At 71.0% G+C, this 21177-nt stretch carries 16 protein-coding genes and 1 tRNA gene; 9 read left to right on the top strand and 8 right to left on the bottom strand.

Translation table 11 applies throughout. The features are described 5' to 3' along the window. Window positions 1-40: 40 nt before the first annotated feature. Window positions 41-1048, top strand: coding sequence for an L-histidine N(alpha)-methyltransferase (gene egtD, locus ABIA32_RS09030; RefSeq protein WP_370093512.1), 1008 nt, complete (start codon window positions 41-43; stop codon window positions 1046-1048). A gap of 270 nt (window positions 1049-1318) precedes the next feature. Here egtD and ABIA32_RS09035 read toward each other — a convergent pair whose 3' ends face one another. Continuing rightward, entirely contained in the window at window positions 1319-3772 is a 2454-nt protein-coding gene (locus ABIA32_RS09035) for an ABC transporter permease (RefSeq protein WP_370093407.1), read from the bottom strand. Then, window positions 3769-4566: an ABC transporter ATP-binding protein gene (locus ABIA32_RS09040; protein WP_370093408.1), complete on the bottom strand. Its 798-nt coding sequence runs from the start codon at window positions 4564-4566 to the stop codon at window positions 3769-3771. Before ABIA32_RS09040 ends, ABIA32_RS09035 begins: the two co-directional genes overlap by 4 nt. A 234-nt stretch (window positions 4567-4800) precedes the next feature. On the opposite strand from ABIA32_RS09040, the gene ABIA32_RS09045 reads away from it, so the two are divergent. Together ABIA32_RS09045 and ABIA32_RS09050 are read left to right on the top strand one after the other, a co-directional pair. Then, window positions 4801-6135 carry a sensor histidine kinase gene (locus tag ABIA32_RS09045; RefSeq protein ID WP_370093409.1) on the top strand — a complete coding sequence of 445 codons (1335 nt, stop codon included), beginning with the start codon at window positions 4801-4803 and terminating at the stop codon, window positions 6133-6135. 50 nt (window positions 6136-6185) lie between these two features. Next, window positions 6186-6884 (top strand): response regulator, encoded by a 699-nt coding sequence (locus ABIA32_RS09050; RefSeq protein ID WP_370093411.1) that lies wholly within the window; start codon window positions 6186-6188, stop codon window positions 6882-6884. Window positions 6885-6903: 19 nt separating this feature from the next. Here ABIA32_RS09050 and ABIA32_RS09055 read toward each other — a convergent pair whose 3' ends face one another. The 3 genes from ABIA32_RS09055 to ABIA32_RS09065 all read right to left on the bottom strand — a co-directional run bounded on the left by ABIA32_RS09055 (window position 6904) and on the right by ABIA32_RS09065 (window position 9348). Beyond that, window positions 6904-7458 carry a hypothetical protein gene (locus ABIA32_RS09055; protein WP_370093413.1) on the bottom strand — a complete coding sequence of 185 codons (555 nt, stop codon included), beginning with the start codon at window positions 7456-7458 and terminating at the stop codon, window positions 6904-6906. Between the two features lie 340 nt (window positions 7459-7798). Further along, complete coding sequence (locus ABIA32_RS09060; RefSeq protein ID WP_370093415.1) at window positions 7799-9010, bottom strand: cytochrome P450; 1212 nt, start codon at window positions 9008-9010, stop codon at window positions 7799-7801. A 265-nt stretch (window positions 9011-9275) separates the two neighbouring features. Continuing rightward, window positions 9276-9348, bottom strand: a tRNA-Arg gene (locus tag ABIA32_RS09065). Between the two features lie 401 nt (window positions 9349-9749). Between ABIA32_RS09065 and ABIA32_RS09070 the strand changes: the two genes are divergently transcribed. The 5 genes from ABIA32_RS09070 to dnaN all read left to right on the top strand — a co-directional run bounded on the left by ABIA32_RS09070 (window position 9750) and on the right by dnaN (window position 14811). Next, complete coding sequence (locus tag ABIA32_RS09070; RefSeq protein WP_370093416.1) at window positions 9750-10433, top strand: single-stranded DNA-binding protein; 684 nt, start codon at window positions 9750-9752, stop codon at window positions 10431-10433. A gap of 82 nt (window positions 10434-10515) precedes the next feature. Continuing rightward, window positions 10516-12180 carry an energy-dependent translational throttle protein EttA gene (gene ettA / locus ABIA32_RS09075; protein ID WP_370093418.1) on the top strand — a complete coding sequence of 555 codons (1665 nt, stop codon included), beginning with the start codon at window positions 10516-10518 and terminating at the stop codon, window positions 12178-12180. 133 nt (window positions 12181-12313) lie between these two features. Next, window positions 12314-12757 carry an acyl-CoA thioesterase gene (locus tag ABIA32_RS09080; protein ID WP_370093420.1) on the top strand — a complete coding sequence of 148 codons (444 nt, stop codon included), beginning with the start codon at window positions 12314-12316 and terminating at the stop codon, window positions 12755-12757. Further along, window positions 12754-13416, top strand: a complete 663-nt coding sequence (locus ABIA32_RS09085; RefSeq protein WP_370093421.1) for a hypothetical protein — start codon at window positions 12754-12756, stop codon at window positions 13414-13416. Before ABIA32_RS09080 ends, ABIA32_RS09085 begins: the two co-directional genes overlap by 4 nt. Before the next feature lie 240 nt (window positions 13417-13656). Next, window positions 13657-14811 (top strand): DNA polymerase III subunit beta, encoded by a 1155-nt coding sequence (gene dnaN / locus ABIA32_RS09090; RefSeq protein WP_370093422.1) that lies wholly within the window; start codon window positions 13657-13659, stop codon window positions 14809-14811. Window positions 14812-14863: 52 nt separating this feature from the next. Here the strand turns inward: dnaN and ABIA32_RS09095 are convergent, their stop codons facing one another. After that, window positions 14864-16504 carry a bifunctional aspartate transaminase/aspartate 4-decarboxylase gene (locus ABIA32_RS09095; RefSeq protein WP_370093425.1) on the bottom strand — a complete coding sequence of 547 codons (1641 nt, stop codon included), beginning with the start codon at window positions 16502-16504 and terminating at the stop codon, window positions 14864-14866. Window positions 16505-16553: 49 nt separating this feature from the next. After that, window positions 16554-18254 (bottom strand): aspartate-alanine antiporter, encoded by a 1701-nt coding sequence (aspT, locus tag ABIA32_RS09100; RefSeq protein WP_370093426.1) that lies wholly within the window; start codon window positions 18252-18254, stop codon window positions 16554-16556. 222 nt (window positions 18255-18476) lie between these two features. Between aspT and ABIA32_RS09105 the strand changes: the two genes are divergently transcribed. Continuing rightward, the gene (locus ABIA32_RS09105) at window positions 18477-20267 is read left to right on the top strand and encodes a bifunctional 3'-5' exonuclease/DNA polymerase (RefSeq protein ID WP_370093427.1); all 1791 of its coding nucleotides are present in this window, start codon (window positions 18477-18479) and stop codon (window positions 20265-20267) included. A gap of 583 nt (window positions 20268-20850) precedes the next feature. On the opposite strand, the gene ABIA32_RS09110 is transcribed toward ABIA32_RS09105, so the two are convergent. Then, the gene (locus ABIA32_RS09110) at window positions 20851-21171 is read right to left on the bottom strand and encodes an ArsR/SmtB family transcription factor (protein ID WP_370093428.1); all 321 of its coding nucleotides are present in this window, start codon (window positions 21169-21171) and stop codon (window positions 20851-20853) included. Window positions 21172-21177: the final 6 nt, after the last annotated feature.

The raw sequence follows: 21177 nt of genomic DNA on the forward strand, positions 1-21177 counted from the left end.
CCTGTCCGCCACAAGCGGCAACGAACCGGAGACGCACCGCATGACCACCGACAGCAGTGACCGCATCGAAAGCCCCAGCTTCACCCTGGACGACCGGCTTCCCGCCGACCACCTCGCCACCGAACTGCGCAGTGACGTCGTCGAAGGGCTGACCGCCCACCCCAAGTCCCTGCCGCCCAAGTGGTTCTACGACGCACGCGGCAGCGAGCTCTTCGAGGAGATCACCCGGCTTCCGGAGTACTACCCCACTCGCGCCGAACAGGAGATCCTCACCCGCCGCGCCCCGGAGATCGCCGCGCTCACCCGCGCGGCGACGCTCTTCGAGCTCGGCTCCGGCTCCTCGCGCAAGACCCGGCTGCTTCTCGACGCGCTCACGGCGGCGGGCACGCTGGTCTGTTACGCACCGCTCGACGTCAGCCCCAGCGCGCTGGAGCAGGCAGGCGAGGCGCTGATCCGCGACTATCCGGGGCTGCGCGTCGCCGCCACCGTCACCGACTTCGAGGGCGACCTCACCCTCCCACCCGAGGCGCCCGGACCGCGCCTGGTGGCCTTCCTCGGCAGCACGATCGGCAACCTGGACGCGGACCAGCGCCAGTCCTTCTACAAGGCGCTGCGCTACACGCTCAGCGCCGACGACGTGCTGCTGCTCGGCGCGGACCTGGTCAAGGACCGCGAGGTGCTGGTCCGCGCGTACGCCGACAGTCAGGGCGTGACGGCGGAGTTCAACCGCAACGTGCTCAACGTGCTGAACCGCGAGCTGGACGCGGACTTCGACCCGGCGGCCTTCGAGCATGTGGCGCTCTGGAACGAGGAGTCCGAGCGGATCGAGATGCACCTGCGCTCACGCGTCGCGCAGACCGTCAAACTGACCGCGCTCGGACTCTCCGTGGACTTCGAGGAGGACGAGCGGCTCCGGACCGAGATCTCGGTCAAGTTCCGCCGCGAGTCCCTGACCGCCGAGCTGGAGCGCGCGGGCTTCACCGTCCGGCACTGGTGGACGGACGAGGAGGAGCGCTTCGCCCTGCTGCTGGCCGTGCCGAGCAGGTGACGCGGTACCGCCCGGCCTGGGCAGCCACCTCTCCTGCCTGGGCCGGGCGGCGCGGAAGGCGTCCGCGAGCGCCGGTGGTACGTGCCTGAGGGGCAGCGGGGGCCGGAGTACCGGCGCGTGCAGGCGGGCGAGTGCCGCCAGGCCGGTGGGGTCGCGAGCGCCGTGGCAGGGCGGGCAACGCGGTCGACCCGACCGTCCGCCGACGACCGGGCCCACCCACCACGAGCTGTCCTTCTCCTCCCGCCGAACCGCGCCGTGGCCCGACCGGTCCTACTCCGTGCGCAGCGCGACCGCAGTCCGCACCTTCGCCGCCCAGCCGGCCGGTGCCATCGCCCCCAGCAGCGCGATGGTGACTCCGCCCAGCCCCAACAGGCCTAGTTCGCCCAGCTGGTAGACGGAGAGCATCGGAGTCGTCAGGCCGGTCCCTGCCGCCTGCCCGACGATCGGCATGACGAACACGTGCAGCGCCACCCCGGCCGGCACCCCGATGATGCCGCCCACCACACCGAGTCCGGCCACGGAAGCGAGCACCTGCGCGATCGTCTGACGCGGCGTCATCCCGAGCGCCTTGCAGACCCCCAGGTCCCGCACCCGCTCCCTGGTGTCCAGGACCACGGCGTTAAGCACGCCCAGCCCGGCCACGACCACCAGCATCAGGGTCAGCAGTCCGGCCATCGCCTCCAGCATCGTGATCGACGCGTGCGCTCCCCCGTTCCCGCCCGGAATGACCTGCGCGCCCAGTGGCTCCAGCGCCGTGTTCAGCGGCGCGGCGTACTCCTGAGCGGAGACCCCCGGCTTGAGCGTGACCCCGTACAGCTCCACCTGGATCGCCGGACGGACCGCCGAGAAGTCGGAGAGTTCAGCGAAGACGTTCATGCCTCCGTTCGCCGGCGCGAACGCCTCGCCGACGATCCGCAGGGACACCGACTCGCCGCGCACGGTCAGGGTCAGCGCGTCGCCGATCCGCTTCCCGCTCGACTGAAGGAAGTGCGTCGGCAGGACCACCTGCCCAGGCCCGGTCAGCCAGTGACCGGCGACCAGCTCCGTGGCCGTGAGCGAGGAATCGCCCTGGTAGAGAGTGGTCCGCACGGCGCCGGAGACGCCCTGCGCGGTGCTCTCGGTGATGGCCATGCCGTAGGAGGAGGCGGTGCCCGACTGGGCGGCGACGACCGACCCCACCCGCGCGATGGTCTCCGAAGTGACCTTGACCGAGACCGCGCCCGAGCCCTTGGGGTGCTGCATCGTCATCAGCCCGTGCCCACCCGTGTCGACGATGACCGCGACACCCGAGCCCGGCGACTCCGCCACGCCGATGGCGCTGAGCGAGGAGGTCAGCCCGACGGCGAAGGTGGCCGCCATGGTCCCGAACACGACGGCCGCGAGCATCCCGGCGGTCCGGACCGGGCGGGCGAACGGCGCGGCCAGGCCCAGGGTCACCGGCCGGGGCAGCGGCAGCCGAGCAGCGATGCCTCCCCAAGCTCTACGAGCAGGGGATACCCCATGCGCCCGCTGTCCGCGCCCGCCCCGGGGCGTGCGCCCGGTGGCGATCACGTCGACCGTCCGCAGCCGGCCGGCCCGCAGCGCCGGGGCCAGCGCCGACAGGGCGACCAGGCTCAGCACGGCGAGAGGCGCCACCGGGCTGACCCACCAGGTCACCGACAGGGCCCCGGTACCGAACGCCTGTTGGGCGTCGTGCAGCAGCGGAAGGACCAGCGCGTTGCCGAGCAGCACACCCGCGGCCGCACCGACGGCGGTCGGGATCAGCGCCTGCGCCACATACGCCCGGACGACCTGGCCCGGCGTGAAGCCGATCGACTTGAGGATGCCGATCCTGCGCAGACTCGCACCGACCGCCCCGCTGACCACACTCGCGACGATGATCACGGACATCAGCAGGCCGAGCGCCCCGATGGCCGTGATGAACGGCACCTGCGCGGCCGAACTCTCGTCGGCCGCCAGCCTGGTGTCCAGATAGGACTGCGCGCCGAGCAGCGCGCCTGTGGGCAGCGCGGCGCCGAGCTCCTCGCGGTCCGCGTTGATCTGCGCGGTCGTGCCGGCACTGGCGAAGCGGTACATCATCTGCACAGTGCCCGGCGCGCCCGCCGCCCGGAACGCGTCCACCTGCGCCGGAGCAAGCCAGCCTTCGGCCGACTGACTGACCGAGCGGGCGAAGCCGACGATCGTCAGCGCGGTCGCGCCGGCAGAGTCCGAGGAGCTGAGCTTCGCGCCGAGGGCGAAGGGGCCGTTCTCAAAGTCCGTGGAGAGCACGACCTCGCCCGGCTCGGTCGCCCAGTGACCGGAGTCCAGCGTGAGGTCGTCCAACGCACCGCCTGCGGTGGACCGGCCGACCATGGTCAGCGTGCCCATCTTGTTGCCGTTCGAGTCCAGCGGGTTGAGCGTCACGGTCCGGTAGGGACCGGCCGTCCCGGTGACGCCGGCGAGCCGGCCCGTGGCGGTGATCTGTGCGGCACCCGCCTTGGACTCGTCGATCTGAGCGATGACGTGCGGCCCGTGCTGCTGGGCGAAGGCGTGGTCGAAGGGAGCCGACGCGGCGATCATCAGCGAGCCCGCGACGATCATCGCGGTCACCGCCACCATGGCGGCGACGCCCATCACGATCGCCTGCACCCTGCGCCGGGCGACGCCGGAGCGCACCACCCGTCCCATCGCGCTGCCGCGTCGCGGCGTCGTCCCCTGGTCGGTCGGGTTCGAACGGCGGCTCATCGCGCGACGTCCGGGTTCTGCGCCGAGCCGACCGCCGCCATGGCCGCCGCGTTGACCGCCGCCTTGACCGCCGCCTTGACCGGCTGCGCGTCGGCGTAGGTGTGCGCGGTGCGCCCGCAGCTGCGGTCCTCCGCGACCATTCCGTCCACCAGCCGGATCATCCGGCTCGCACACGCCTCCGCCAACGCCAGGTCGTGCGTGACCAGCACGATCGTCTGGCCGCCCCGGTGCAGGTCGAGCAGCAGTTCGCGGACCTCCTGCCCGGATGCGGAGTCCAGCGCGCCCGTCGGCTCGTCGGCGAGCAACAGTGCCGGACGGTTGATCAACGCCCGGGCCACCGCCACGCGCTGCCGCTCGCCGCCGGAGAGGCGCCCAGGGTAGGCGCGGCTGTGCTTCGCGATGCCCAGGGTGTCCAGCAGCTCCGCCGCTCGCTGCGCCGAGGCCCGCCTTGGCGCTCCGGCCAACTGCGCCGGAAGCAGCACGTTGTCGAGCACGGTCAGGTCGTCGAGCAGGTTGAAGAACTGGAAGACCATGCCGATCCGGTCCCGCCGGAAGCGGGCCAGGGCGCTCTCGCCCAGGTTGTCGATCCGCTCGCCGCCCACGCTCACCGTGCCGACGGTCGGCTTGTCCAGTCCCGCGATCAGGTTGAGCAGGGTCGACTTGCCACTTCCCGAGGGGCCGACGATGGCCAGCGCCTCGCCCTCCGCGACGGCGAGCGTCAGCGGGCCGAGTGCCGGGGCGTCCACCTCGTCGTAGCGTTTGGTGGCCTCTGCCAGTTCGATCACGTTGCCCATGGGGCTGCCGTCCTTCGGTGCCGGATGCGGTGTGGTGCTGTCCTGTTGACGAGTTCGACGCTAGGTGCGGGCCTGCGACGGGAGCGTCGGCCGTCGCACCGACATCCGGTCGGCCGCGAGGACGAGCCGCGCGCGGGGTCATCCTTGCGATGTACATCGCTCGGACGGGCGGTCCGCCGAACGTGATCGTCGAGACGGACGCCGCGCGCGGCCCGCGCACGTGAGAATGGCCCGGTGATCACGGACATACGAGAGAACTGGACCTGGCGCGAACAGGCCCGCGAGGCCCTGCGCCCGGACCCGCCCGCCGCTCCGCTCTCGACCCGGGCGACGGTTCTCGACGCGGCCTTCGCGGTAGCGCTCATGGTGGCGGCCCTGATCGTCGCGGCGACGCACCCGCTCGGCTTCCAGGCCGTGGACCTGCACGGGCAGCACCTCGACCCGTCGGGCGTCGCAGGCGGCGCTCCCCCGGCGCCGGTCGCCGAGCCGCATGCCGTGGTCGCCGTCTACGAGCCCTGGTACCGGGCCGTCCTGTCCACGCTCCCGCTGGCGCTCCGGCGGCGCTACCCGCTCGGCACCTTCTGGGTGGTGATCGTCGCCTCGGAGTCGGTGCACACGGGCGCGACCTGGGTGAACCTGCTGGCCTGCGTGATCGCCGCCTACAGCGCCGTCACCTACAGCCGTTACCGGGTGCAGGCGACGGCGAGTCTGGTCCTCGGCGCCACGGCGGTGGCGATCGCGTTCCGGCACGCGGACCCGATGCTGCCGGGGTGGTCCGGTCCGTTCGTGGTGATGCTGCTCGCCGGTGGGCTGAGCAGCATCTCCCGCACCTGGCGACAGCGACTGACTGACAGTCAGGAACGGTTGGCCGAGCTGCAATCCGCCCAGGAGGACGCCATGCGTCGGGCCCTGGAGGAGGAGCGCTCACGCATCGCGAGCGAACTGCACGACGTGGTCACGCACAACGTGAGCGTGATGGTCATCCTGGCGGGCGCCGCCCGGACCGTACTGGACAAGGCCCCTGAGGAGGCGAAGCGGTCGCTGCTGGCCGTCGAATCCGGCGGGCGCGCGGCGATGGCGGAACTTCGGCACGTCATGGGCCTCCTGGCAGCGTCGAGCGGCGCCCGTCCGGACGGCGAGGGCGGCACGGTCGGCTCGGGCGACGAGTTGGAGCCGCAGCCGGGCCTGGACCAGCTCGGGGGCCTGGTGGAGCGGGTCCGCGCGGCGGGCGTCGACGTGACCGTGGACATCGCCGATCTGCCCCCGGATCCGCTGCCCTCAGGGCTGGATCTGGCCGTCTACCGGGTGGTGCAGGAGGCGCTGACCAACACGATGAAGCACGCGGCGGGCGCGCGGGCCACCGTCTCGATCGGCCGCGACGGGGCCTGGCTGCGCATCGAGGTGGCCGACGGAGGTGGGTTGCGGAGCCCGCAGGCGGCCACGGGCAACGGACGCGGACTGCTCGGCATGCGGGAGCGACTCGCCGTCTATGGCGGAACCCTGGAGTCAGGGCGCAGAATCGGCGGCGGATACAAGATCACCGCACGCGTCCCCTGGAAGACCGACTGACCCCGCCGCTCCGACGATCCGCCCACGCCGTGAATGAGGACCGCCACCGCATGTCTACGCCCACACCGACGTCTCTTCCTCTCCGGGCCGTCATCGCCGACGACCAGGCGCTCGTCCGCACCGGCTTCCGGATGATCCTCGCCGCCGACGGCATCGAGATCGTCGCCGAGGCCGCCAACGGCGAGGAGGCCGTCGCCGCGGTCCGCCGCACCCGCCCTGACGTGGTGTTGATGGACATCCGCATGCCGGAGATGGACGGCCTGGAGGCGACCCGCCGCATCCTCGCCGACGGCCCCGGCGAGACGCGGGTCCTCATCCTCACCACGTACGACCTGGACCACTACGTCTACGCCGCCCTGACGGCGGGCGCCAGCGGCTTCCTGCTCAAGGACGTGACGCCGGAGCACCTCGTCTCCGCCGTCCGCCTGGTCCAGTCCGGCGACGCCCTGCTCGCCCCAACCATCACCCGCCGCCTGATCGAACGCTTCGCCCCCAAGGACGAGGAGAAATCCACCGTCCACCGTGACCTCTCCGAGCTCACGCCCCGCGAGCTCGAGGTACTGCGCCTCCTCGCGACGGGCCTCAGCAACGCGGAACTCGCGGAACGGCTCACCCTCAGCGCGACGACGGTGAAGACCCACGTGGCCCGCATCCTCGCCAAACTCGGCCTGCGCGACCGGGTCCAGGCGGTCGTCCTCGCCTACGAGACCGGCCTGGTCTCCGCCGGCGCGCCCACCCCGGAGGGGTGAGCACGCGACCCGGCGTCGGTCAGCCGGCAGGTACGGGTGCGGGTGTGACCGCGGTGGCCCCGCCTCCGCCGTCGGCTCGCTCCACCGCCTTGATGTGCCGCCGGGCCAACAACAGTGGGACAGCGCCGAAGAGTCCGAAGGACATGTCGATCGGCAGCCACCAGAGCGGCAGTCCACGCATCGGCCCGCAGATGAGCGCGAGCGGGATGATGCCCGCGCAGGCAATCAAGCCGAAGTCGAGCACCCACACATTGCGCACCGGGTCCCGCAGCGGCCCGACGAACGCGACGGCGATGGTCAGATGCGCGAAGGCCAGCCAGTCAGTTCCGTAGGCGAGGAAGGGGTAGGTCTGCGAGGTCTGCGCCAGCCCCTCGTGCACGTGCCGCACCCACGCCACCACCGACGGCAGGTGGCCGACCATCCCGGACAGCGGCGAACTCCGGTCGGTGGCCCACCACACCAGCCAACCCGACTCGGTCACCAGCGGAAACGCGGTGAGCCCGGCCAGCACCAGGCCGACCATGAAGACAACGATCCACACCCTTGCGCGCCGAAGGCGCTCCCCCGTGTTCATGGGCGAGAGGGTAGACCTCTCCTCTGCCGCGACCTGGAGCGGGTACCGCCTCGTCGGACGTCCCAGGGCACGCATACCCGTTCGATGCCGAGCAGATCACCATCCCGTTGGGCGCGGAGCCGGCGATGCGGAGCAGGCAGGTCATGCGGACGCGGGACACGCGACGTTCGACGGGGACGGCGCTGATCACGCTGGCGCTGCTCGCGGTCGCCGTCGCGGCGACTCTGCACGGGGGGGCCGGCGCTGGTTTCCTCACGTCGACTCGTCGGCACCCCGGGGGCTCTGTCGGTGACCGCGTGTTCGACCTACGGCTCGGGCAAGGACGCGCACACGGCGTGCCTCAGCCCACTCCGAGGTGAACCGGAAGACTGAGCAGACCACGGGCCCGAATGGACGGCCGCCAGCGCAGTTCGTCAGGCGGGGTGTCCAGCGTGAGGTGAGGGAAACGGTCCAGGAGGGCTGCCAGAGCGATCTCGGTCTCCATCCGGGCGAGGGGCGCACCCAAGCAGTAGTGGATGCCGTGTCCCAGGGCGAGGTGGCCCGTGGAGTCACGGCTGATGTCGAGTCGATCCGGTTGGCTGAAGCGGCGTGGGTCGCGCTGGGCAGCTGCCAGTGAGAGCAGGACCGTGTCACCTACAGGGATCGTCACGCCGCCGATGGTGATGTCCTCGACGGGGAAGCGACGGATCGCCAGCGGCGCGGGCCCGTCGTACCGAGCCAACTCCTCCACCGCAGCGCCGAGTCGGCCGGGGTCGCTGCGCAGGGCCTGCAACTGGTCGGGGTGGCTGAGCAGGGCGAGGGTCGCATTGCCGATGAGGTGGACGGTGTTCTCGTATCCGGCGAACAGAATCAGGAAGGCCAGCGACATCAGCTCGTCCTCGCTCAGCCGGTCCTCCTCGTCGCGCACCGCGATCAGCGCGGACAGCAGGTCGTCTGCCGGGTTGGCCCGCTTCCCGGCGATGAGTCGGGTGAGGAAGGCAAGCATGCTGCCGACCGCTTCCTTCGCCTGGGTCGGCCGCGCGGGATCAGGGGTGATGAGGGCATCGGTCCAGGCCCGGAAGTCACCCCGGTCGGCGGGGGTCACGCCGAGCAGTTCGCAGATGACAGTGATCGGCAGCGGCGCGGCATACGCGGCGATCAGGTCGGCGCGACCCTGCGGGGCGATGGCGTCCAGCAGTTGATCGGCGGTCTTCCGGGTCGGGTCGCGGAGCTGCTCCACGCGGCGCGGAGTGAATGCCTGAGCGACCAGCCGCCGGATGCGGGTGTGGTCCGGCGGGTCCATGTTGAGCAGATTCGCGTCCAGCGCCGGCGGCAGGGCGAGCCCGCGGTAGCCGCCGGGGGCCGCGTTGCGCTTGTCCAGGGAGAGCCGGGGATCGCCGAGCGCCTGACGGACATCGTCGTATCCGGTCACCAGCCACGCCGGCAGCCCGTCCGTGCCGGCGATCCGGTGGACGGGTCCCACCTCGTGGAGCCCCCGGTACACCGCATAGGGGTCCGCGATCAACTGGGCGGGGTCAACAAGAGGCGGCAGGCCGGGCGTTGTGGTTGACATGCATGCACCCTAGCCAGCCCAAACGGCACGCAGGCGGGCGGGGCGCCAGCGGTCCAAGCCCCTGCCGGGGTCGCGACTGCTCGGTCGAAGCGGTCGATGGAACCAGTTCGAGGGAACGCTCGACACCAGGGACCAGCGCCGCGCGGCGCCGGACTGCCCCTGTTGCCAGTGGCAGAGCTTTGGTAATGTACACGCCATATCAGTTCAAGCCCCTGAACTGTGGAAACGCGGCCCGCGATCCGGGCGTAGCAGGGGCTTTCAAGTGTGCCCCCAGCAGGACTCGAACCTGCGGCCAAGTGCTTAGAAGGCACCTGCTCTATCCGCTGAGCTATGGGGGCCTGGCGTGGAGCCTGGCGGGTGAGCCGGGTCCTGTCGTGGGACAGGATAAGCAGCGCAAGGCTTGGTGCCGGGTGCGTGCGGCCGGGTCGTTTGGGCGAATCCTGCCGCGAGGCGGTCTGATAATCGCAGGTGGGGTGGCTCGAGCGCAGCGGTCGCGGAGCAATGGGGCGCGGCTGTTGTTCACTCGTTACGGCGCTGCTGCCTCAGCCGTTATGCAGTCGCACGGCCGGACGAGGGGCCACGGCCCCCGGCAAACTGCACCCGTTCGAGTGGCCGAGTTTTCCACATGTCCCAGTTGTCCACAGGCTACGCGATCAGTGGAGACCGGTAGGGCAGTGGGCAGGCACTGTGGTCCCAGGCGGCCCGGCAGGGCCGGAGCTGGAGGGTTGGGGGCTGCACGATGATGAATGGCACGATGGTCACGCTCGTCGGCGTCGCGGTGAGCCAGGTGCGGTATTCGACGACAGTCGGCGGGGTGCCCGTGGCGCACTTCCGCCTGGCGGCGACGGAGCGGCGGTTCGACCGTCCGCGCCAGGTCTGGGTGGAGGGTGACACCAGCTTCTTCACGGTCTGGGCCTGGCGCAGCCTCGCCGAGAACGCGCTGACCTCGATCGGTTCCGGCGATCCCGTCCTGGTCACCGGCCGGATGCGGATCCGCGAGTGGGAGCGGCCCGACGGCCAGCCCAAGGGCGTCTCCGCGGAGATCGAAGCGACGGCGCTCGGCCACGACCTCGCCAGAGGGACGACGGTGTTCCGCAAAACCGTCCGGGGCAGGCCGGAACTGGTGGCCTCGATCTCCGAGCGCACCCGCCTGAACGAGCGGCGAGCCCTCATGCGGCGCGAGAGCCCGCGCGGGCAGGTCACGGGCTCGGAAGGGCAGCGGACGGAGGCCGTCCGGCCGGAAGCGCGGCAAGCCGAGGGTTTGCGGTCCGAGAGTGGGCTGGTGGAGGTCGGCGAGCGCACGGCGGGTGAGCGTCAGGAGGACGCCGCCCGGGCGGGTGAGAAGGTCCTCGCCCTCGCCGCAGTCCGGGGCGGCGAAGCAGGCGAAGCGGGCGAGGTCGGCGAGCGCGAGTGCGCGCTGTGATCAACGGGCGTTCGGGCGGTCCCTTCGGGTGCGGCACAATGGAAGGCTGTAGCCACACCCCAACGACGCCGGACGGTTCACCTTGGCTGAGTTCATCTACACCATGCGCAAGACGCGAAAGGCGCACGGCGACAAGGTCATTCTTGACGACGTGACGCTCAGCTTCCTGCCTGGAGCGAAGATCGGCGTCGTGGGGCCCAACGGCGCCGGTAAGTCCACCGTGCTGAAGATCATGGCCGGCCTTGAGCAGCCGTCCAACGGTGACGCCTTCCTCTCGCCCGGCTACACGGTCGGCATGCTCCTGCAGGAGCCCCCGCTCGACGAGACCAAGACGGTCCTCGAGAACGTCCAGGACGGCGTCGCCGAGATCAAGAAGAAGCTTGACCGCTTCAACGAGATCGCCGAGCTCATGGCGACCGACTACTCCGACGCCCTCCTCGACGAGATGGGCAAGCTCCAGGAGGACCTGGACCACGCCAACGCCTGGGATCTCGACGCCCAGCTCGAGCAGGCCATGGACGCGCTGGGGTGCCCCCCCGGCGACTGGGCGGTCGGCAACCTCTCCGGTGGTGAGAAGCGCCGTGTCGCGCTCTGCAAGCTGCTGCTGGAGGCCCCCGACCTGCTCCTCCTCGACGAGCCCACCAACCACCTGGACGCCGAGTCGGTCCAGTGGCTGGAGCAGCACCTGGAGAAGTACGCGGGCACCGTCGTGGCCGTGACCCACGACCGGTACTTCCTCGACAACGTCGCCCAGTGGATCCTCGAGCTGGACCGTGGGCGCGCCTACCCCTATGAGGGCAACTACTCCACCTACCTGGAGACCAAGCAGTCCCGCCTCAAGATCGAGGGGCAGAAGGACGCGAAGCGCGCCAAGCGCCTCAAGGAGGAGTTGGAGTGGGTCCGCTCCAACGCCAAGGGCCGCCAGGCCAAGTCCAAGGCCCGCCTCGCCCGCTACGAGGAGATGGCGGCCGAGGCCGACAAGATGCGGAAGCTGGACTTCGAGGAGATCCAGATCCCGCCGGGCCCGCGCCTGGGCTCCATCGTCATCGAGGCGGAGCACCTGGCCAAGGCATTCGGTGACAAGGTCCTGGTCGACGACCTCAGCTTCACGCTGCCGCGCAACGGAATCGTCGGCGTGATCGGCCCGAACGGGGCCGGTAAGACGACGCTCTTCAAGATGATGCTCGGCCTGGAGCCCAACGACTCCGGCACGGTCAGGGTCGGTGAGACGGTCAAGGTCTCGTACGTCGACCAGAGCCGCGCCAACATCGACCCGAACAAGACGCTCTGGGAGGTCGTCTCCGACGGCCTCGACTGGATCCACGTCGGCCAGGTCGAGATGCCGTCGCGTGCCTACGTCTCCGCGTTCGGGTTCAAGGGCCCGGACCAGCAGAAGCCGGCCGGCATCCTCTCCGGCGGTGAGCGCAACCGCCTCAACCTGGCGCTGACCCTCAAGGAGGGCGGCAACCTGCTCCTCCTCGACGAGCCCACCAACGACCTGGACGTCGAGACGCTCAGCTCGCTGGAGAACGCGCTGCTGGAGTTCCCCGGCTGCGCCGTGGTCATCTCCCACGACCGCTGGTTCCTGGACCGAGTGGCCACCCACATCCTCGCGTACGAGGGCAACTCGAAGTGGTTCTGGTTCGAGGGCAACTTCGAGTCGTACGAAAAGAACAAGATCGAGCGGCTGGGCTCCGACGCCGCCCGCCCGCACCGGGCCACCTACAAGAAGCTGACCCGCGACTGACCGCACGACCGCACGGCCCCGCGAGACCTGCGTCACTTGAGAACCGCAGGTCATCGCCACGCAACATCGCCGGGGCAGGATGGAAGTCCACAGTCCTGCCTGCCCCGGCACCCTGCCTACCGACGGAGATTCCGTGGCCCGCCACATATATGCCTGCCCGCTGCGCTGGTCCGACATGGACGCTTTCGGGCATGTCAACAATGTGAACTTCCTCCGCTATCTGGAAGAGGCCCGGATCGACTTCACCTTCACCAACGCTGGCGAGGCCGGCGAGAAGGCCTTCTCCGAGGGTTCGGTGGTGGCCCGCCACGAGGTGGACTACCTGCTTCCGCTGGTCTATCGCCCCGAGCCGATCGTCATCGAGACCTGGCTGACCAAGCTGGGCCGGGCCTCCTTCACGGTCGCCTACGAGATCAAGGACGTCGGTGCCGGGCTGGAGGGCAAGGACCGGGTCTACGTCCGCGCCAGCACCGTCGTCGTCCCCTACGACCTGGCCGCGGCTCGCCCGCGACGGCTCACTCCGACCGAGCGGGCCTTCCTCGCGGACTACCTGGAAGCCGAGCCGGTCGCCGCATGAGCACCGCCGTGGAACCGCTCAGACTCGCCGAGCCCAGGGAGACCGCGATTCTCGCGGACTTCCTCGGACGGTTGCTGCGCTACGACCGCGCGGCCGCAGTCCGGCTGCAGACAGCGGGCGAGACGCTGGCCGTCTTCGCCCGGATTCCCCTCGGCGAGTCCGGGCCGCTGGCGATCCGCACGGCCCTGCTGGACGGGGCCCAGCCGCTGGACGTCACCGTCTCGGCGGGCCAGTGGCTCGAGGAGCTCGCTCGCGCGGCGGACGACGGACGCAGCGGGCTGGTGCTTCCGCCCGCGATCACCGGTCCTGCCTGGGCGGGGCTGCTGCCGCCGCGAGTCGGCTGGGAGCACGTCGAGGACCTGCCCACCGACCCGCTCGCCGCGGCCGTCGCCGCCGCGATCACGGAGTTCCGCAAGGCGGCGACCCAGCCCTCCGGCGGGGACGCCATCGCGGAGGCGATCTGGTCCCGCCGGGTCCACCCGGCCGGCCTGACCCTGCGCGCGCTCCACGCCGCCCACCTGACCGGGCTGCTCCAGCAGGCCCCACAGGTGACCCTGCACCGCCACGCGGCGTGGCTCCGGCTGACGGCTCCGCGCGGCTCGGTGGTCATCCGCCGCGCCTCCGCTCCCGGCTCCGGCCTAGGCCTGACGCTCGGCTGAGGCGCGAGCCGCTCGGCGCGAGAGGTAGTTGCACCTCCTCAGGGGCGCGGGGAACTGCGCGAACAACCACCCTGTGCGGATGGCCCTGCGCGTTCGGTGCTCTACGTCCCAGGGTGGCTTGTCGCGCAGTTCCCCGCGCCCCTGAGGTGGTGCAAGTGACCCGTCTGCCCAGGGTTGTCAGTGGTGGGGTGCAGGATGCGAGGACAGCGAAGCACGTCCCCGCACGAGAGCAGGCACCGGTTGAAACTCCGACTTACCCGCGAAACTCTGGCCGAGGCCGTCGCCTGGGCGGCGCACGCGCTGCCCGCGCGATCGACCGCACCCGCCCTGTCCGGGCTGCTGCTGACCGCTGATCAGGACGGCGGCACGCTGACGGTGTCCGGCTTCGACTACGAGGTCTCCGCGCGGTTCCAGGCCGGGGCCGAAGTGCTGGAGCCCGGCTCGGTGCTGGTGCCTGGCCGGCTCCTCGCGGATCTCGCGCGGGCGCTGCCGGGCGGGGGGCACCACGTGGAGTTGTCGACGATGGGCTCCGATGTCGCGCTCGTCTGCGGTCCGGTGCAGTTCGAGCTGCCGGTGATCCCTCTGGAGGACTACCCGCGGCTACCGGCCCTCCCCGCCCCGCGCGGCACCGTCGACGGCGCGCTCTTCGCCGAGGCGGTCGCGCAGGTCGCTGTCGTGGCCGGCCGGGACGAGGCGCTGCCGTTCCTCACCGGCATCCGGCTGGAGTTCCACGCCGAGACGCTTCGGCTGGTGGCCACCGACCGCTACCGCCTCGCAGTGCGCGAGCTCCCCTGGGCGCCGACGACCGCGTCCGTTCCGGCCGAGGAGCCGGTCGTCGCCCTCGTGCCGGCCCGCAGCCTGCACGAGATCGCCCGCTCGCTCACCAAGGGCGAGCGCATCGCGATCGCTCCCGCCCTGGAGGAGGGCAACGGCAACGGTGGGCTCATCGGCTTCGCCGCCGGTTCTCGGGAGGCGACCACGCGCCTGCTCGGCGCGGACTTCATCAGGTATCAGGCGATCTTCCCGAACGCCTACACCGGCAGCGCGGTGATCGAACGCGGGCCGCTGCTCGAAGCGGTGAAGCGGATCGCCCTGGTGACGGAGCGCCACCAGCCGCTGCGGCTCTCCTTCTCCACCGGCCAGGTCGTCGTGGACGCGGGCGGCAGCAGCGAGGCCCGCGGACGGCAGGCGCTCGACGCGCGCTTCGATGTGGAGCCGATCGTCCTCGCCGCCAACGCCGGCTACCTGGTCGACGGGCTCACCGCGATCCGCTCCCGGTACGTGGAGCTCAGCTACACCACGCCCACCAAGCCCGCCGTCCTCACCGGCCGCGAGGACGTGGAGCTGCCGGACTCCTCCTACCGCTACCTCTTCATGCCGCTGCGCGCCGGCTGACCTGATCGGCCACCCGGCGCGCAGTGGATCCCACCGTCCTCCAGCCCCAGTGCTACTTGGACTGCTCCCACTCGCGCCGGTAGTCGGCGAAGATCTCCTTCAGGTGGTGGCCGATCTTCAGGTAGTCCAGGTCGTCCAGGTTGGCCAGCGAGACGCGGACCGACCACTCCGGCCCGTCGAAGCCACCGCCGTTGAGCAGCACCACACCCGTCTGCTCCGCGAGCCGGAACAGCGGCTCGGTCGCTACGTAGTTGTCCTGGAGGTACTCCGCGAAGTCCTGGCCGGCCACCCGCTCGGCCTCGGCGAGCAGGTCGAGCTCGATGTAGTAGCCGGCCCGGCCCGCGTCCTCGTTGATCTTCATCGCGGAGCCCTCGAGCAGCAGGTCGAGCCGTTGCTGGACGATGCTCTGGATCTTCGCCTTGTAGTCCTGCCCCTCGGGCAGCAGGTCGAAGAGCGAGAAGAGCGCCATCTGCACCTGCTGCGGCAGGCTGAGGCCGGCGGTGTGGTTGAGCGCCACCTGCCGGGAGTCGGCGACCAGGCGGTCGATGAATAGGATTTTCTCCGGCTCCAGCGTCAGCGTTCCGTAGCGCTTGGCGAGGCGCGCCTTCTCCTCCGGGCCGAGCGCGGCGATCGTGTCGTCGATCACGTTGTCCTGGTGCAGGCCGATGACGCCGAGGCGGTGGCCGGTGCAGCCGTAGTGCTTCGAGTAGGAGTAGACCAGCAGCGTGTTGCGCGGCAGGTCGGTGGCGATCGTCCGGAAGCCGTTGACGAAGGTGCCGTAGACGTCGTCGGTGACGATCAGCAGGTTCGGATTCCTGGTCGCCACGATCTGCTTGATCTGGTCGGTCACCCGCTGCGAGAGCGCCAGCGAGGGCGGGTTGCTCGGGTTGACCAGGCAGAGCAGCTTGACGGCCGGGTCCTCCAACTTGGCGATCTCCTCGGCCGGGTAGCGCCACTCGCGCACCCCCGCCTCGGCGAACCGGCTCGCTTCGACGTTGACCACGTCGAACTCGTAGTCCTCGAGCTCAGGGATCTCGATGTAAGGGGTGAAGACGGGCACCATGAGGGCGATCTTGTCGCCCTTGTGCAGCACGCCGTTCTTCATGAGGGAGTCGAAGATGTAGCACATGGCGGCGGTGCCGCCCTCGGTGGCGAAGAGGTCGAGCTGGTTGTCCTTCGGCGGCTTGCCCTGCATCAGCTCGTCGTGGATGTAGCCGCGCACCACCTGCTCGACGTGGACGAGCATCCGGTCCGGCACGGGGTAGTTGTCGCCGACGCTGGAGTCGACGAGCTCGTGGATCCAGGCGTCGCGGTCGAAGCCGAAGCGCTGGACGCCGAGTTCGATGCAGTCCTTGAGCAGCTCGATGCCGGGCAGCTCGGGGTGGCTGCGCACGTAGGCGTCGAAGCGGTCGCCGATGCCTGATTTCTCCGGCATGCCGCCGAGGTTGTCGGCGGTCCAGACCCGGCGGCTCTCGGTCAGCCCGTAGTAACCCAGGGCGTAGAAGGCCTCGCGCGGGCTGGTGGCGATCCAGTTGGGGTTGCCGCGCCCGGCGTTGAGCATGTGCGCGGCGGACTTGCCCTTCTGCCCGTCGGCGTACTTCTCGGCGAGGGCGATGAAGGCGCCCTTCAGCTCGAAGGGGCTGAGCGAGGAGAGCCGCTGCATCTCTTCGCGACTGACGGACGGCTTGGCCATGACGTGCCTTTCAACGAACGGGACGGGTGGGAGCTGGCCGAGAAGGCGTTCAGGCGAGGAGCGCGACGATGATCGCACCCCAGATGGTGAGCAGGACGTTGCCCACGGCGTAGGGGATGGTGTAGCCGAGGGTGGGGACCTGCGATTCGGCCGCCTCGTTGACCGCACCGATGGCGGCAGTGGTGGTCTGCGACCCGGCGACGACACCCATCAGGATGGGCGTTCTGATCTTGAAGATGTAGTGGCCGACGAGAATGCCGACGAGCAGCGGGATCACGGTGGCCACGGCTCCCCACAGCAGCAGGCCCCAGCCGGCCTGGGAGAGGCCACTGGTGAAGCCGGGTCCGGCGTTGATGCCGACGATGGCGACGAAGAGGCAGAGACCCAGGGTGTCCATGAACCACTGCGCGCCCGGCGGCACGTTGCCGTAAGTGGGGTACTTGCCGCGGATCCAGCCGAAGACCAGACCCATGATCAGAGCGCCGCCGGAGGTGGAGAGGCTGATCGGGACGCCGCCCGCGGTGAGCGAGGGGATGCCGATGCAGCCGCCGAGGAAGATGCCGAGCCCGATCCAGACCATGTCGGTGGCGAAGCTGGTGGGCACCGGCTTGCCGATGGCCGCACCGGCCGGGTCGACCAGTCGCTTGGGCCCGGTCAGGATGACGGTGTCGCCGCGCTCCAGCTTCGTCGAGAGCCGGTAGGGGAACTCGGAGCCGGAGCGGTAGATCTTGTCGATGAAGACGCCGACCATGAACGGCTCGGCGCGCAGCTCGGCGACGGTCTTGCCCAGCTGCTCCTTCTCCGAGGCGACCACATGCAGCGACTCGGTCTGGTAGCCGAGCAGTTCGACATCGTCGGTCTCCACGCCGATCGCGGTGGCCGGCCGCATCTCGACGAGGTCGTGGCGGAGTGCGCTCACCGCGACGACATCGCCGTGCTCGACCACGGTCTGCTGGGTGTGCGCGAGGATCTTGCCTTCGCGACGGATCCGGGTGATGTAGATCCGGCGGCCGAGCTCTTTCTGCTGGGCCTCGAAGGCGTCGATGGTCTCGCCCGCGACGGGGGTTCCGTCGACGCTGTAGGCGCGCAGCACGACCTCGTAGTACCCCTCGCCCAGGTCCGGGTTGGACGCGGGAGCGTCGAGCTCCTTCGCCAGCTGCGCGGAGTCCTTCTTCAGGTCGCTCTTGAGGAACCGGGGCGCGATGTTGGCCAGCAGGATCGCGCAGAGGATGGTGCCGAGCGGGTAGGTGACGGCGTAGCCGATGGGCACCAGGTTCTGCTGCGCGGTGATCTGGTCGTGGGTCAGGTTGTGCAGGTTGCCGATGGCGTCCTGCGCCACACCGATGACGGCGGACTGGGTGAGCGCACCGCCGAGGAGGCCGGCGCCGAGCCCGGGGCCGTAGCCGAGCATCTTGTCGAAGCCGTAGCAGACGCCCAGTCCGGTGAGGCAGACGATGAGGGCCACTCCTGCCTGCGGCAAGCCGTCCTTCTTCAGTCCTCGGAAGAACTGCGGGCCGACCTTGTAGCCCAGCGCGAAGAGGAACATGATGAAGAAGACCGACTTGACGGTGCCGTTGATGGTGACGTCGGTGGCCCAGCCGGTGAAGAGCCCGGCGATGAGACAGCCCGTCACCGCGCCCAGCCCGATGGCCTTCCAGTGCAGCTTTCCGACCAGGAAGCCGATCGCCGCGGTGAGGAAGATCAGCAGCTCCGGATAGGGCTTGAAGATGTGGTCGGTGAGCCAGTGCACCGGCACGACCCCTCTCTGGTTCTGGCGCGGACGGAGTCGTTGAGCGCCCGCATCTGCACCTTATGCAGAAATCACACTAAATGTCCGAATCGGCGACCGGTTGAGTGAGTCGCCACCAGCGCACGGCGTGCCTCTCCTGTCAGTGGCCGGTGCTACGTTCGCGACAGAGACGGACGAGAGACAAAGCCAGAGACAGAGCAGAGATCGACAACGGGGACGAGAGTGGCTGAGCTGCGCATCGCGGTCGACGCGGACCAGGACGGTCCGGGCGGGCGGCTCCAGCCACTGGGCGAGGGAGGGCAGCCGACCGGCCCGATCGAGCGCGTGCGCGACCTCGCCCCAGCCATGGCCGAACGCGAGCGGGCGGAGCGCCCGCGCTGGGTCTGGGCCGCGACTGACGAGGTCTATCCGCGCCTGCTGCCGCAGCTCCCGGCGAGCAGGCTCGGCCGCTGCCACGACGTGAAGCTGATCGAACCGCTGCTCCTCGCCCACGAGGGGCTCTACGGCGAGCCGCGCTCGCTCGGCGCGGCCTGGGCACGCCTCCAGGGTCTGCCGGTCCCCGAGGATCTCCGCCTCGGCCTGGCCGAGGCGGAGACCGACGCCCACGCGCAGGACGCGCTCTTCGCGCCGGACCGCAGCCGGCTCGGGCCCGGCGTCGATTCGCTGACGGCGCTGGTCGCGGTCCACGCCGAGCAGTTGCGTCGGCTGGCCGCCCTGCCGGAGGCGGTCAGGCCAGGGCTGCGACTGCTCTGCGCGGCCGAGTCCGCAGGCGGCCTGGTGGCCGCCGAGATGACCTACGACGGGCTCCCGTGGAGCATCCCGGTCCACGACGCCCTGCTGGAGGAGCTGCTCGGCTCACGTCCGACGGCGGCCCAGGCGGCCAGCGGGGCCCGCCCGCCGAAGCTGGCGGCGCTCGCGGTCGAGCTCCAGGAGGCCCTGGGCGGGCGTCAGATCAACCCCGACTCCCCCGGCCAGGTGCTCCGCGCCTTCGCCGAACAGGGCGTCAGCCTCCCCTCCACCAGGAACTACCTGCTGCGCCAGGTCGACCACCCGGCCGCACCGCTGCTGCTGCGCTACAAGGAGCTGTCGCGCATCTACGCAGCGCACGCCTGGGCCTGGCGCGACGCGTGGGTGCGCTCGGGCCGATTCCGGCCGGAGTACGTCGTGGGCGGTGTCGTGTCCGGGCGCTGGGCCAGCCGGGGCGGCGGCGCACTCCAGATCCCGCGCATTCTGCGCGGGGCGGTCGTCGCCGATCCGGGCTGGCGTCTGGTGGTGGCGGACGCCGGCCAGCTGGAGCCGCGTGTGCTCGCGGCCCTGTCCGGCGACCCCGGCCTGATCCGCGCGGGTGCGGCGGGCGACCTGTACGCGGGGTTGGCGGCCGACGCCTTCAAGGGAGACCGGGCGCGGGCCAAGCTCGGACTGCTCGGGGCGATGTACGGCCAGACCAGCGGCGAGGTGGGCCCACTGCTCGCGGTGCTGCGGCGCCGCTTCCCGCAGGCCATGGGCCTGGTGGAGGCGGCGGCGCGGACGGGCGAATCGGGCGGCGTGGTCCAGTCCCGCCTCGGCCGCGTCTGCCCCCCACCGTCCGCCTCCTGGCAGGACGTCACCGCGGCCTCCGCCGAGGAGGGCGAGGACCGGGCCGGCTCTGCGGCCCGCTCCCGCGGCCGGTTCACCCGCAACTTCGTGATCCAGGCCAGCGCCGCGGACTGGGCACTCGCGCTGATCGCCGCCCTGCGCCGACGGCTCGCCGAGATCCCGGCGACACCGGACGGCGGGCGGCCCCGGCTGGTCTTCTTCCAGCACGACGAGATCGTGGTGCACAGCCCGAGGCTCATCGCGGAGGCGGCCGCGGCGGCGGTGACCGCCTCGGCGGACGAAGCGCGAGCGCTGGTCTTCGGCGACACACCGGTGCGCTTCCCGATGGACACCCACATCGTCGAGCGCTACGCCGACGCCAAGGGCGGCGAGAAGGCGGACGGCGACTCGGAGCTGGACGAGGACGAGACCTACTGACGCGCGGGCGTCGGCCGCGACGTCCAGGGAACCACCGGCCCACTGGCCGGAACACTGGCCGGGCCACCCGCGGGCGCCCGCAGGGCTACGCCCGGGGCAGCCGGGATACCACCGACGCACCAGCATGGCGCCCGCCGGGACAACCGGGGCGCCAGCCAGGACTACCGACCGGGACAGCCGACGCGCCCGTCGGGCTACAGCCGGGGCACTGGCCAAGCCACCGGCCGGGCTTCCCGCCGGACTGGCGGTCGGGACAGGCGGGGTACCGCCGGGGCACCCATCGGGGCGCCCGTCGAGCTACGGCCGGGATAGCCGGGGTACCGCCGAGGCACCGGCCGGGGCACCATCCGGACTACCGACCGGGACAGCCGGGGTACCGCCGACGCACGAGCATCGGCGCCAGCCGGACTGCCGGTGAGACAGCCGGACTACCGGCCGGGACAGCCGGGGTACCGCCGAGGCACCAGCCGGGGCGCCCGCCGAACCGCCAGCCCGGGGTACCGGCGCGGGTAGCCGGGGTCCGCCAAGGCACCGGCCAAGGCAGCCGGGGCATCCCCGAGCTGCCGGACGAGCCGCCGCCGGGCTAGCGGGCGTCGCGGCTGACGAGCTGCCAGAGGCCGGGGAAGGCCGCGTCCACCTCGGCGCGGCGGACGCGGTTGACCCGGCGGGCCCCCTCGTCGCGCTGCTCGATCAGCCCGGCGTCGCGCAGCACCGCGAAGTGGTGACTGAGCCCCGCCTTCCCGACCGGCACGTCGAAGGATCCGCAGACGCGTGACCAATCCTCGCTCGCCCAGAGCTGCCGGACGATCTCCAGCCGCACCGGGTCGGCGAGCGCGGCGAAGACCGCCTCGACCGGGACGTCCGAGGGATCGCGGTGCTGTGGGGCGGGGCGATGGCCTGCCATGGTCTG

The organism is Streptacidiphilus sp. MAP12-20 (genome assembly GCF_041262525.1).
Classification (GTDB): Bacteria; Actinomycetota; Actinomycetes; order Streptomycetales; family Streptomycetaceae; genus Streptacidiphilus.